The sequence below is a fragment of the Actinomycetospora sp. 2LY8.5 genome (genome assembly GCF_057180585.1).
Genome location: NZ_JBXUHE010000004.1, coordinates 104,888 through 117,148, shown reverse-complemented (window position 1 = coordinate 117,148; position 12,261 = coordinate 104,888). Strand labels below are relative to the sequence as shown.

The 12,261-nt window shown below is 73.1% G+C and carries 11 protein-coding genes and 1 pseudogene; 10 read left to right on the top strand and 2 right to left on the bottom strand.

What is annotated here, in order from left to right; all coding sequences use genetic code 11:
- Positions 1-20: 20 nt before the first annotated feature.
- From fabI to AC2A1K_RS06930, 5 genes are all read left to right on the top strand, one after another.
- The gene (fabI, locus tag AC2A1K_RS06950) at positions 21-785 is read left to right on the top strand and encodes an enoyl-ACP reductase FabI (RefSeq protein ID WP_483895586.1); all 765 of its coding nucleotides are present in this window, start codon (positions 21-23) and stop codon (positions 783-785) included.
- Between the two features lie 18 nt (positions 786-803).
- On the top strand, positions 804-1,868 hold the full coding sequence (locus AC2A1K_RS06945; RefSeq protein WP_483895585.1) for a ferrochelatase: 1,065 nt from the start codon (positions 804-806) through the stop codon (positions 1,866-1,868).
- 236 nt (positions 1,869-2,104) lie between these two features.
- Entirely contained in the window at positions 2,105-2,929 is an 825-nt protein-coding gene (locus tag AC2A1K_RS06940; protein WP_483895584.1) for an N-acyl homoserine lactonase family protein, read from the top strand.
- A 32-nt stretch (positions 2,930-2,961) separates the two neighbouring features.
- Positions 2,962-4,254, top strand: a complete 1,293-nt coding sequence (locus AC2A1K_RS06935; protein ID WP_483895583.1) for a hydroxyacid-oxoacid transhydrogenase — start codon at positions 2,962-2,964, stop codon at positions 4,252-4,254.
- A gap of 18 nt (positions 4,255-4,272) precedes the next feature.
- On the top strand, positions 4,273-4,686 hold the full coding sequence (locus AC2A1K_RS06930) for an FmdB family zinc ribbon protein (RefSeq protein WP_483895582.1): 414 nt from the start codon (positions 4,273-4,275) through the stop codon (positions 4,684-4,686).
- Positions 4,687-4,725: 39 nt separating this feature from the next.
- Here the strand turns inward: AC2A1K_RS06930 and AC2A1K_RS06925 are convergent.
- Positions 4,726-5,708 (bottom strand): annotated as a pseudogene (locus AC2A1K_RS06925) (transposase); the annotation flags it as partial.
- Between the two features lie 29 nt (positions 5,709-5,737).
- On the bottom strand, positions 5,738-6,529 hold the full coding sequence (locus AC2A1K_RS06920; RefSeq protein ID WP_483895581.1) for a hypothetical protein: 792 nt from the start codon (positions 6,527-6,529) through the stop codon (positions 5,738-5,740).
- 192 nt (positions 6,530-6,721) lie between these two features.
- Between AC2A1K_RS06920 and AC2A1K_RS06915 the strand changes: the two genes are divergently transcribed.
- From AC2A1K_RS06915 to AC2A1K_RS06895, 5 genes are all read left to right on the top strand, one after another.
- The gene (locus AC2A1K_RS06915; protein WP_483895580.1) at positions 6,722-7,666 is read left to right on the top strand and encodes a DUF3097 family protein; all 945 of its coding nucleotides are present in this window, start codon (positions 6,722-6,724) and stop codon (positions 7,664-7,666) included.
- A gap of 41 nt (positions 7,667-7,707) precedes the next feature.
- Complete coding sequence (locus tag AC2A1K_RS06910) at positions 7,708-8,193, top strand: NfeD family protein (RefSeq protein WP_483895579.1); 486 nt, start codon at positions 7,708-7,710, stop codon at positions 8,191-8,193.
- Complete coding sequence (locus AC2A1K_RS06905) at positions 8,193-9,374, top strand: SPFH domain-containing protein (RefSeq protein ID WP_483895578.1); 1,182 nt, start codon at positions 8,193-8,195, stop codon at positions 9,372-9,374. Before AC2A1K_RS06910 ends, AC2A1K_RS06905 begins: the two co-directional genes overlap by 1 nt.
- A gap of 28 nt (positions 9,375-9,402) precedes the next feature.
- Complete coding sequence (locus tag AC2A1K_RS06900; RefSeq protein WP_483895577.1) at positions 9,403-11,070, top strand: glutamate--tRNA ligase; 1,668 nt, start codon at positions 9,403-9,405, stop codon at positions 11,068-11,070.
- 148 nt (positions 11,071-11,218) lie between these two features.
- On the top strand, positions 11,219-12,256 hold the full coding sequence (locus AC2A1K_RS06895; protein WP_483895576.1) for a DUF3616 domain-containing protein: 1,038 nt from the start codon (positions 11,219-11,221) through the stop codon (positions 12,254-12,256).
- Positions 12,257-12,261 lie beyond the last annotated feature (5 nt).

Sequence of the window (12,261 nt, the reverse complement as noted above, 5' to 3'; positions counted from 1 at the left end):
CCGACACGGACGGAGCCACAGTGAGCCTGCTCGAGGGCAAGCGGATCCTGGTCACCGGGATCATCACCGACGCCTCGATCGCCTTCCACGCGGCCAAGGCGGCCCAGGAGACCGGCGCCACCGTCGTGCTGACCGGCTTCGGACGCCTGTCGCTGGTGAAGCGCGTCGCGAAGCGGCTGCCCACCGAGGCGCCGGTGATCGAGCTCGACGTGCAGAACCAGGAGCACCTCGACGGCCTGGCCGACCAGGTCCGCGAGCACGTCGACGGCCTCGACGGTGTCCTGCACTCGATCGGCTTCGCGCCGATGGACGCCCTGGGCGGCAACTTCCTCCACACCGAGTGGAAGGACGTCGCGACCGCGGTCGAGGTCTCGGCGTACTCCTTCAAGGCGCTGGCGATGGCGTGCAAGCCGCTGCTCGGGCCCGGCTCGTCGCTGGTCGGCATGGACTTCGACAACACCGTCGCCTGGCCCGGCTACGACTGGATGGGCGTCGCCAAGGCCGCCCTCGAGGCCACCACGCGCTACCTGGCCCGCGACCTGGGGCCCGACGGCATCCGCGCCAACCTCGTCGCCGCCGGGCCGGTGCGCACGATGGCCGCGAAGTCGATCCCCGGCTTCGACACCTTCGAGGAGGCCTGGGTGCAGCGCTCGCCGCTGGGCTGGGACCTCGCCGACCCCACGCCCGTCGCGAAGACGATCTGCGCGCTGCTCTCGGACTGGATGCCGGCCACGACGGGTGAGGTCGTGCACGCCGACGGGGGCTATCACGCGATGGGCGCCTGAGCGGGGCATCCTGGGGACGTGCCCGAGTCGTTCGATGCCGTCCTGCTGCTGTCCTTCGGGGGGCCCGAGGCCCCCGACGAGGTCCGTCCGTTCCTGGAGAACGTGACCCGGGGGCGCAACGTGCCGCCCGAGCGGCTCGACGAGGTCGCCGAGCACTACCACCACCTCGGCGGGCGCTCGCCGCTCAACGACCTCAACCGCGCGATGATCGCCGCCTTGGAGCGCGAGCTCGCGGCGCATCCCGTCGGCGGCGGGCGGTCGCTGCCGGTCTACTTCGGCAACCGCAACTGGCACCCCTACGTCGAGGACACCGTGGAGACGATGGCCCGCGACGGTGTCCGCCGCGCGCTGGTGTTCGCCACCAGCGCCTACGGCGGGTACTCGGCATGCCGGCAGTACCACGAGGACATCGGCCGGGCCCGGGAGGCGGCGATCGCCCGCACGGGCTCGGCACCCGACCTCGTCAAGCTGCGCCACTTCTACGACCACCCGCTGTTCGTGGCCGCCGTCGCGGACGGGGTGAGGGAGGCGCAGGAGCGCGTCGGGCCGGGCGCGCGGCTGGTGTTCACCGCGCACTCGATCCCGACGTCGGCCGACGCCACCGCCGGCCCCGCGGACGAGGGCGGGCACCGCTACTCCCGGCAGGTCGGCGAGGCGTCCCGTCTCGTCGCCGCGGAGGTCGGCGTGGAGGACTACGACCAGGTGTGGCAGTCCCGCTCCGGCCCCCCGCAGATCCCCTGGCTGGACCCGCAGGTCGAGGATCACCTCGACACCCTCGCCGACCGGGGGGTGACCGACGTCGTCGTCAGCCCGATCGGGTTCGTGTCGGCCCACGTCGAGGTCGTCTTCGATCTCGACGACGAGCTCGCCGAGCGGGCCGGGAAGCTCGGGCTCGGGTTCGCGCGCGCCGCGACCGCGGGATCCGACCCGCGCTTCATCGAGATGATCGTGGAACTGATCGCCGAGCAGGTCGACGGCGTGCCGCCCCGGGCGCTCGGGTCGTCGCCGCGGGCCGGGGTGGGCTGCAACGGCGTGCCCTGCCACCCGGCGTGCTGCGAACCCGCGAAGCGGCCCTCCCGCTAGCCCCTCTCGTCGCGCTCACACAGCGCGACGGTGCGTCGACATACCAGGTGTCGGGCTCGGGGGTGGACACGGCGTCACCCGGCCCCGAACGTCACCCTCAGTACAGGCTTGATCATTTGCTGTCGATGGTGAGCATGGCTAGTGTCCCGCATCACGTGGTCGGTGATGCATGCATCATCGGTGCAGCGGTTCCCGGCCGCGTTCCCGACCGGCACGCGGCACGCGGAGGAGCGCTGATGGCTGCGAGTGGCGAGATCAAGGTGAGCATCCTGGACTGCGGCATGATGACCGCGGACCTGACGTGGTTGCTCCTCAAGCCCGGGCGCTCGATCCGCCCCCGTCAGATGCGGGACCAGCCCACCGAGTGGGCGGACGTCCCCACGCACACGGTGCTCGTCGAGACCCCCGACGGCACGCTCCTGTGGGACACCAGCTGCCCTCGTGACTGGGAGGAGCGCTGGGGCCCGACGGGCCTGCAGGACTTCTTCCCCTACGACAAGGTCGACGAGGAGGAGTACCTCGACTCGCGCCTGCGCCAGCTCGGCGTCGGCGTCGACCAGATCGACTACGTCGTGCTCTCGCACCTGCACTTCGACCACTGCGGCAACGCCGACATGTTCCAGGACTCGTCGGCCAAGCTCATCTGCAGTGACAAGGAGAAGGACTGGGCCTTCGGGTTCGACGGCCTGTTCAACGGCGCCCACCTCAAGACCGACTACGAGGCGCTGAACTGGGAGACGGTCTCGGGTGACACCGAGTTCCTGCCCGGCGTCACGCTGCTCCAGACCCCGGGGCACACGCCCGGCACCATGTCGATGCAGGTCGACCTGCCCGACACCGGCACCATGATCTTCACCTCGGACGCCGTCTACATGGGCGAGAGCTACGGCCCGCCCACCACGCCCGCCGCCATCGTCAACGACATGGGGCAGTTCTACTCGTCGGTCGAGAAGATCCGTGGCGTCGCCGAGAAGACCGACGCGACGGTCGTCTTCGGCCACGACGCCGAGCAGATCCGTCAGCTCAAGACCGTGGGCAACGGCGGCGGCGCGTACACCTGATCCCTGGCAACCTGATCGGAGAGCGCACCGGTATGACCGTCCCCCCGGTTCCCACCGAAGAGTCGGTGTTCACGTGGGGTGCCCCGCCGTTGAAGTTCGGCGCGGGCGCCTGCGACGAGATCGGCTTCGACCTCGCCCAGTACGGCGCGCAGCGCATCCTGCTGATCACCGACCCGGGCATGCAGCAGACCGGCCTGCCCGACCGGATCGCCGATCGGATCCGCCGGTACGGCATGACCGTGGAGATCTTCGACGGCGTCCACGTCGAGCCGACCGACGACTCGATGAACAAGGCCGTGGGCTACGCCGGCGAGCAGGGTCCGTGGGACGGGTTCGTCGCCGTCGGCGGCGGGTCGGCGATCGACACCGCCAAGGCCGTCAACCTCCTGACGACCTTCCCCGGCGACCTGATGGACTACGTCAACAAGCCGGTCGGCAACGCCGCGGTGCCGCCCGGCCAGCTCAAGCCGCTGATCGCGGTGCCCACCACGGCGGGCACGGGCTCGGAGTCCACCGCCATGTGCGTGCTGGACATCCTGTCGCTGCGGGTGAAGACGGGCATCAGCCACTGGCGGCTGCGCCCGACCCTCGCCGTGGTCGACCCGCTGCTGACGATGACGCTCCCCCCGGAGGTCACCGCGGCGTCGGGCATGGACATCGTCTGCCACGCGCTCGAGTCGTACACCGCGCGCTGGTACACGAGCTTCGACCGCAAGAAGCCCGAGGAGCGGGTGACCTACTGCGGGTCCAACCCGGTCTCGGACCTCTGGTGCGAGAAGTCGATGTCGCTGCTCGCCCGCTCGTTCCGCACCGCGGTCGAGCGCGGCGGCGAGGACGTCGACGCCCGGATGGACATGATGATGGCGGCGACGTTCGCCGGCATGGGCTTCGGCAACTCCGGCGTGCACATCCCCCACGCCAACGCCTACCCGATCGCCGGCCAGGTCCGGGACTTCCACCCGGCGGGCTACCCGTCGGACGAGGCGATGGTGCCCCACGGCATGTCCGTGTCGCTGACGGCGCCGGAGGCCTTCCGCTTCAGCTTCGACTCCGCCCCCGACCGCCACCTGGCGGCCGCGCGGATGCTGGGGCCGAACGCCGAGACGCAGAACAAGGCGTCGGAACAGCTCCCGCACGTGGTCACCGAGCTGATGCGCGACATCGACATCCCCAACGGGATCGGGGCGGTCGGCTTCGGCGAGGGCGACATCCCGGACCTCGTCGACGGGGCGATGAAGCAGCAACGGCTGCTCGCGACGTGTCCCCGGATGCCCACCGAGGACGACATCGCGGACATCTTCCGCAAGTCGATCGAGAACTGGTAGCCCAAGGGGGGTGACGCTGTGCCGATCTACGACTACCGCTGCGACTGCGGCCTGCGGTTCGAGCGGCTGATCGGCCGGGACGCCCCGGCGCCGGCGTGCCCGGAGTGCGGTGGCGAGACGCGCAAGGTGCCGTCGCGCCCCGCACTCCACGGGACCGCCGACCCCGGGCCGTCCCAGGAGTACATGCCCCAGACCTGGAAGGGCACCTACCGCGGGAACCGGGAGTACGTCACCGGTCTGCAGAAGCAGTGGGACCAGCGGCAGAAGCTCGAGGCCAAGCACCCCGAGCTCCGCGGGGACACCCGCCCGGTCGCGGCCCACGAGGGGCGCTACGAGCAGGCGCCCCTGCGGGCGGGGGAGCCGTACCTGGGCCACGCGCGATCGTCGGATCCCGTTCCGACGAAGGACTCGGGCCACGGTCACGGTCACTAGGGCCCTGACGGGCGCCGGCCGTCGCCGGGCCGACTCCTCGCCGCGGTGGGGGACGCGGCGGTTGCCGCGGGTTAGCCAGGCGATGGAGCGTTCGACCATGGGGCGGTGACGCCGGTAGCTCTCGATGTGTTCGGGGAGTCCGGCGCGCTCGCGGTGGGCGCGCTGCAGAGCGTGGTGGGGTCCCAGCCTGAGAGTGCGCCCGGCGGTGGCGGTGGTGCAGCGTTCGCGCAGTGGGCAGCCCCGGCAATGCGCACCGAAGATCACCGACCCGGCTGCGGTGATGGGCCGGGTGATCCCGTTCGGGCAGGTCACGGCGTCGCTGGTGTCGTTGATGGTGAAGTCGTCGAGGGTGAACCCGCCAGCAACGGTCGGCCGCAGCGGCCAGGGCTTGATCACCGCGCGGTGCCCGGCGGCCTCGAGCGCGGCGAGCGCCTCGCTGCTGCGGTAGGCCGAGTCGGCCAGCACCTCGACCGCGTCGCCGGGCTCGGGGTCCACGCTCGGGGTCCACGCTCGGCTCGTCGGCGAGCAGGGCGATCCCGACCGTGGCGTCGCTGTTGTCCGGGCCGGTGGCCTTGGTCAGGGCGGTGTTGGTGATCAGCCCGGTGTCGGGCTCGACCACGAGGTGGGCGCGGAAGCCGTCCTGGCGGCGCTCACGGGACTTGTGGGCATGGCGGGTGTCGGGGTCGACGGTGGAGATCACCCGGTCCGGGGCGGTTCGGTGGGCGATGCGCCACCGACCGTCGGTGCCATCCGAGCCCTCCGCGGGCGAGGTCCTGCCCGGCGACCAGCGCCAACAACGCCACCGCCTCGGCCTGCTTCGCTTCGAGGCCGTCGCCGCCGGGATAGCGCTCCTCGATGCCGGCCAGGACCGCCAGCGCGTCGTTGACCAGCGCCGAGACCAGCTCGTCGCGAGCCTGTGGGTCGTCCCAGGCGATCTCGGGTTTGCCGGTAGCCACCACCTCCGGCGGCACACTAGCGTCCCTGCACCCCACAAGGATCCCAGCCCCGGGCTCGGCCGCCCGCTCCGACACCCACCTTGTTCAGCGGGCTCCTAGGCGGCGGTCAGCACCCGGACGGTCTCGGCGACGGCGGCCACGCGCGCCGCGCGCACGGCGGTGGCGAGGGGTCGCAGGGCGTCGGTCCGGGCGAGCGCCGCGGTCGCCGACACCGCGCCGCCGGGGTCGTCGCCGGACGCGGCCACGAGGATCGCCTCCACCTCGTCGGCGTGCTGGAGCACGCGCAGCGGCCGGCCCGGTGTGCCGGTGGGCCAGCCGGGGTGGGGACGGCGGCGCAGGCGGTCGGCGATCTCCTCCCGCACGCCCGCGCGGGGCTTGGCGACGTCCATCGCCGCGAGGGTGTCGGCGGCGTCGCGCACGGAGCCGCGCAGGTCGTGCTCGGCGTCCGGGAGGCTCGGGTGCGCGGCGGGCGGGACGTCGTCGACGACGTGCACGGTCCAGCGCAGGACGCCGTCGGCGACGGGGGACGGCACGGCGGCGAGCCCCGCCCCCGCGAGCACCGCGCACTCGCCGGCGTCCATCGCCGCGACCCGCAGCGCCTCGGGCCCCGGCAGCCCGCGGACGTCCCCGGGCGCCGGCATGACGAGCCGCGCGTCGGACCCGGTCGGCGACACCCGCTGCCGGGCGAGCACGAGCAGTGCCACGAGCCCCGCACCGGCGTGGTCCGGGGTGGGCAGGTCGGTCACCGCGGCGGTCGCGGTGTCGGCGGCGACGACGTCGTGGGCCTCGGACCACGGGGCCAGCGCGTCGAGGACGTCGTCGGCCGCCGCGGAGCCGGCGAGCCACGCCGCGCTCCAGACCGCGAGGGAGGCACTCGCACAGGGCACCCGATCAACGCTACCGGCGTCCCCCACCGGGGCGCGCCGCCGGCGGCGACGGGGCACGTTCGGCAGGCCGCGATCCCTGGTGACCGTGCGCAGCGCACCCCTCGGGTCGGCACCCGCGCGGGTCGACCGCTCAGAGGGCCCACGGGCGTGTCGGCCCCGGACGACCACGCTGCGCCGTTAGCGTCGCCGATCGTGGCGAGGACACAGGGCCGGGGGATGCACGGCTCCACCGGCGACCCCGGGTTCCGATCGACCGGCGGGGCGGTGCACGCGCCCGCCCGGAGTGGCGGCGGGCCGTCGTCGGGCGCCGGGCGCACCGGCGGGCTGCCGGGCCTCGCGCCGCACAGGCCGACCCGCGAGGTCGTGTCGGTCGTCGCCGAGCCGGGGCTGGTCGTCGAGGACGCCGCCGAGACCTTCTGCGGCGCGGTGATCCGTGCCGACGTGCGCGAGGTCGTGCTCGAGGACGCCGCGGGGCGCCGGCGCCTGTTCCCGAACAAGCCCGCCGCGTTCCTCCACGAGGGCCGGCCGGCGACGCTCGTGCCGCCCCAGCGCGCGGCGACGGCGGAGAAGACGCCGCAGCGCTCCGCCTCCGGGTCGCGCCGCGTCGAGAACGTCACGGCGCGCATTGCCCTCCCGCACCGGATCTGGGTCGAGGGCCTGCACGACGCGGAGATCGTCGAGCGGGTGTGGGGGCACGACCTGCGGGTCGAGGGCGTCGTCGTCGAACCCCTGCACGGGGCGGACGTGCTCGTCGAGGCCGCGCGGGAGTTCGGGCCCGGCCCGGACCGGCGCCTCGGGGTGCTCGTCGACCACCTCGTCACCGGCTCCAAGGAGTCCCGGATCGCCGAGGGGCTGCGCCGCGAGCTGGGGCCCGCGGCGGCCCACGTGCTCGTGCTCGGTCACCCCTACGTCGACATCTGGGAGGCCGTGAAGCCCCGCGCGGTGGGTATCGACGCCTGGCCGACCGTGCCCCGCGGGATCGACTGGAAGAGCGGTGTCTGCGAGGCGCTGGGCTGGGGCGACGACCGCGCCGGCGCACGCCGCGTGCTCTCGTCCGTGTCGACCTGGGCGGATCTCGAGACGCCCCTGATCACGGCGATGGAGCAGTTGATCGATTTCGTCACCGTCGATCCCTGAACTCACGCTCACGGCAAGTGGCGTCTGGCACACTCGGGCCCGTGATCCCGCTGCTGTGGGCGATCGCGGGAGTGGTGCTCGTCGCGGTCGAACTCGTGACCGGCACCTTCGTGCTGCTCATGCTCGGGCTCGCCGCGCTCGTCACGGCCGGGGCCTCCGCGCTCGGTGTGCCGCTGGGTCCCGACGTCGCCGTCTTCGGGCTCAGCGCGCTGGCGCTGATCCTGGTCGCCCGCCCCGCGCTACAACGCCGGATACGCACCGACCGCACCGACGCCCCGGTCAACGCCGGGACGCAGGCGCTGCTCGGCGCCGACGCCGAGGTCGTCGAGCCGATCGCCACGGGTGACGCCGGCACCGTGCGAATCGGCGGCGCGTTGTGGACCGCGCGCGCTCTGCACGAGAGCGACACGCTCGCCACCGGCGACCCCGTGGTCGTCGTCGACATCCGCGGGGCGACCGCGGTGGTCACGGGCCCTTCGCCGGGCTCGCCCCACCCGTTCCACCCGCCCCTCCAGGGAGAGAGCTGATGGAGCCCGCGACGCTCGTGCTCTACGTGGTCATCGCCGCTGCGCTGATCCTCATCATCACGGCGGTGGTCAAGAGCATCACCGTGGTCCGCCAGGCCGAGGCCGCGGTCATCGAGCGGCTCGGGCGCTACCAGCGCACGGCGGCCCCGGGGCTGACCTTCCTCGTGCCGTTCATCGACCGCATCCGCGAGCGGGTCGCGCTCTGGGAGCAGGTCGTCTCGTTCCCGCCCCAACCGGTGATCACCCAGGACAACCTGACGGTCTCGATCGACACCGTCGTCTACTACCAGGTCACCGAGCCGAGCAACGCGGTCTACGAGATCTCCGACTACATCAACGGCGTCCAGCAGCTCACCACCACCACGCTGCGCGACGTCGTCGGCGGGATGAGCCTCGAGGAGGCGCTGACGTCCCGCGAGACCATCAACTCGCGCCTGCGCCGCGCCCTCGACGACGCCACCGGTCCGTGGGGCCTGCGGGTGGTCCGTGTCGAGCTCAAGGCGATCGACCCGCCGCCCTCGATCCAGGACTCGATGGAGCGGCAGATGAAGGCCGACCGCGAGAAGCGGGCGATGATCCTCACCGCCGAGGGCCACCGCGAGGCCGCCATCGCCCAGGCGCAGGGCAACAAGCAGGCCGCGATCCTCTCCGCGGAGGGCGCCAAGCAGGCCGCCATCCTCGAGGCCGAGGCCGACCGGCAGTCCACGATGCTGCGTGCCCAGGGCGAGCGGGCGGCGCAGTACTACCAGGCGCAGGGCGAGGCCAAGGCCATCGAGAAGACCTTCGCCGCCATCAAGGCGGGTCGACCGACCCCGGAGATGCTGGCCTACCAGTACCTCCAGACGCTGCCGCAGATGGCGCAGGGCGAGGCGAACAAGGTCTGGATGGTGCCCAGCGACTTCGGCAAGGCGCTCGAGGGCTTCACGAAGATGCTCGGCGCGCCCGGCGAGGACGGCGTCTTCCGCTACACGCCCTCCCCGGACGACGGCGCGCCGACGACGCGGCCCGGCGAGACCGACGCCGACGTCGCCGACTGGTTCGACACGAGCACCGACCCGGAGATCGCCAAGGTCGTGGCCGCCGCCGAGCAGCGCGCCGAGGCCGCGACCTCCGCGGAGCCCGAGTCGAACGGCGCCGGCCGCCACGCGAGCGGGGAGGGCGCGGCGCCCGACACGGTCTGACCCGAGGGCCACCTCGTAGATTGGGCACATGCTCGATCGCGCCCTCGTCGACGGCCTGTTCCCGGCCGACCTGCCCGAGCCCGCCGAGCTCGAGGAGCGCTACCCGCCACGTGAGCTGCCCGACGGGGCACTCGTGACGCGCTTCGGCCCGAGCCCGACCGGGTTCGTGCACGTCGGCGGCCTGTACACGGCGATGGTGTCCCGCGACCTCGCGCACTCCACCGACGGCGTCTACGTGCTGCGGATCGAGGACACCGACCAGAGCCGCGAGGTCGAGGGCGCCGACGCGCAGTTCCGCCGCGCGTTCGAGGCGTTCGACCTCGTGCCGGACGAGGGTGATCTTGATTTTCCAGCCCGGCCGGCGCCGCGGGGCGACTACGGGCCGTACCACCAGTCGGCGCGCGCGGCGATCTACCAGAGCTACGTGCGCGAGCTGATGCGCGAGGGCAGGGCGTACCCCTGCTTCGCCACCAAGGCGGAGCTCGCGGAGATCTCCGACGCACAGCGCACACTCAAGCTGCCCACCGGCTACTACGGACGCTGGGCGCCGTGGCGGGACGCGTCGGCCGAGGACGTGCGGGCAGCACTCGACGCCGGCAAGCCGTGGGTCGCGCGCTTCCGGTCACTGGGCTCGGTGGGGGAGCGGTTCGCGTTCACCGACCGCCTGCGCGGCCGCGTCGAGTCCGAGGACAACCACAACGACGTCGTCATCCTCAAGACGTCGGAGAACCCGGTGCGGCTGCCGACGTACCACTTCGCGCACGCCGTCGACGACCACCTCATGCGCACCACCCTCGTCGTGCGCACCGAGGAGTGGCTGTCGTCGGTGCCGACACACCGCCAGCTGTTCGCCGCGCTCGGCTTCGAGCCCGTCGACTACGCGCACCTCGCGCCGCTGATGAAGCAGGAGGGCGGCTCGAAACGCAAGCTCTCCAAGCGCAAGGACCCCGAGGCGTCGGTCGACTTCTACCTCGAGGCCGGCTTCCCGGTGCCCGCCGTGCAGTACTACCTGCGCGGGCTCGCCAATCCTCGGCTCGCCGAGATGCCGCTGGACGAGGCCCTGGTCACCCCGCTGCGCCTCGACGAGTTCGGGCTCGCCGGCCCGCTGGTCGACACGGTCAAGCTCAGCGACATCTCCGCCGACCACATCGCCACGCTGTCCGCGCCCGACGTGGTCGCCGGCGTCCGGGCGTGGGCGTCGGAGTACGACCCCGAGATCGTCAAGGTGCTCGACGCGAACCCCGAGCTCGCGCTCGCGGCGATCGACGTCGAGCGGGTCGGCGTCGAGAACCCGCGCAAGGACCTCGCGAAGTGGTCGGACTTCCGGGAGGCCTACGGCTTCTTCTTCCCGGAGCTCTTCACCGACGTCACCGACCCCGCCGACGAGCGCTTCGGCGGGCTCGACGCGGAGCTGGTGCGCACCGTCGCCGCGGACCTGGCGGAGACGTACACCCACGAGGGCGACCAGCCGACGTGGTTCCAGCAGATCCGCGACCTCGCGACCCGGCACGGCTTCGCGCCCAACCCGAAGACGTACAAGAAGGACCCGGACGCCTACCCCGGCATGCTGCGCGACGCCGCCAACGTGGCCCGGGTGGCGATCACCGGGGCGCAGCGCAGCCCGGACCTCTACGAGGTCACCCGCGCGCTCGGTGCCGACGAGGTCGTGCGCCGGCTCCGGGCCCTCACGCGATGATTCCGGGTGCCGGTACCCGTCAGACCTGACACGGCCGGGCGACGGTCGAGCTCTCGCCGCCGGCCGCGAACCGGTCCACACGCACACGCGGCACGACGGAACGGCGTCCGCCGCGGAACAATGGCGGGGTGGACTTCGGAACGAAGCGATGAGCCCGCTCCCCGTGCGCCTGGAGCTCGGCGCGCACGCCCCGACCGCCGGCGTCGACCTGTCCGGGGTGGCGGTCACCGGTGACACGATGTTCCTCGCCCCCGACGAGGGCTCCTCGCTGCTGCGGCTGCGCCGCGAGCCCGGCGGCGGGTCACTGGGCTGGGCGGCGCCCGAGGAGGTCCCGCTCACCGAGGCCGTGCATCTGAAGGGCGACGCCGAGGACGAGGTGGACGCGGAGGGCCTCGACCTCGTCGACGGGTGCCTCTGGGTGGCCGGCTCGCACAGCGCCAAGCGCAAGCGGGTCAAGCCGGGCACCGAGCACGAGGAGATCGGGCCCCGGCTCGCGGAGGTCGACCCGCAGCGGTCGCGCCGGGTGCTCGCCCGCCTGCCGCTGCGCGACGGTTCCGACGGGCCGCGGACGATACCGGCGGGGGAGGAGGTCCCGGGGCTCGGCGAGGCGGCGCGGCTGCCGTCGGGCAAGAAGGGCCTGATGGGGGCGCTGGCCGAGGACGAGCACCTCGGCCCGTTCCTCGGCATCCCGGGCAAGGACAACGGGTTCGACATCGAGGGCGTCGCGGTCCGCGAGGCGCACGCGGGCGGGGGCGTGATCCTCGGTCTGCGCGGCCCGGTGCTGCGCGGGTGGGCGGTGCTGCTCGAGGTCGCGGTGCACGCCGACGGCCCGAAGCTCGTGCTCGACGGGCTGACGAAACACTTCGTGGACCTCGAGGGCCTCGGCGCGCGGGACCTGGCCCGCGACGGCGACGACCTGCTCGTGCTGGTCGGGCCGACGATGGTGCTCGACGGCCCGGCCCGCGTCGTGCGCCTCCGCGGCGGGGCGGCGAACCCGCTGCCGCCGGCGATCACGGCCGGCGAGGTCGAGACGGTCACCGAGGTGGCGGTGGGGCGGGGCTGCGACCGCCCCGAGGGGCTCGCGGTCCTGTCCGAGGGCCTGCTCGTCCTCCACGACACCCCGGCGCCCCACCGCCTCGAGGGCGAGCACCTCGTCGGCGACCTGATGTGCCCTCCGGGCATGTGAGCGAC

Bases quoted from the DNA above. Each gene is read 5' to 3' on its own strand.
- AC2A1K_RS06940 (WP_483895584.1), top strand. From the start codon at position 2,105: ATGGCTGCGAGTGGCGAGATCAAGGTGAGCATCCTGGACTGCGGCATG.
- AC2A1K_RS06895 (WP_483895576.1), top strand. From the start codon at position 11,219: ATGAGCCCGCTCCCCGTGCGCCTGGAGCTCGGCGCGCACGCCCCGACC.
- AC2A1K_RS06935 (WP_483895583.1), top strand. From the start codon at position 2,962: ATGACCGTCCCCCCGGTTCCCACCGAAGAGTCGGTGTTCACGTGGGGT.
- AC2A1K_RS06905 (WP_483895578.1), top strand. From the start codon at position 8,193: ATGGAGCCCGCGACGCTCGTGCTCTACGTGGTCATCGCCGCTGCGCTG.
- AC2A1K_RS06900 (WP_483895577.1), top strand. From the start codon at position 9,403: ATGCTCGATCGCGCCCTCGTCGACGGCCTGTTCCCGGCCGACCTGCCC.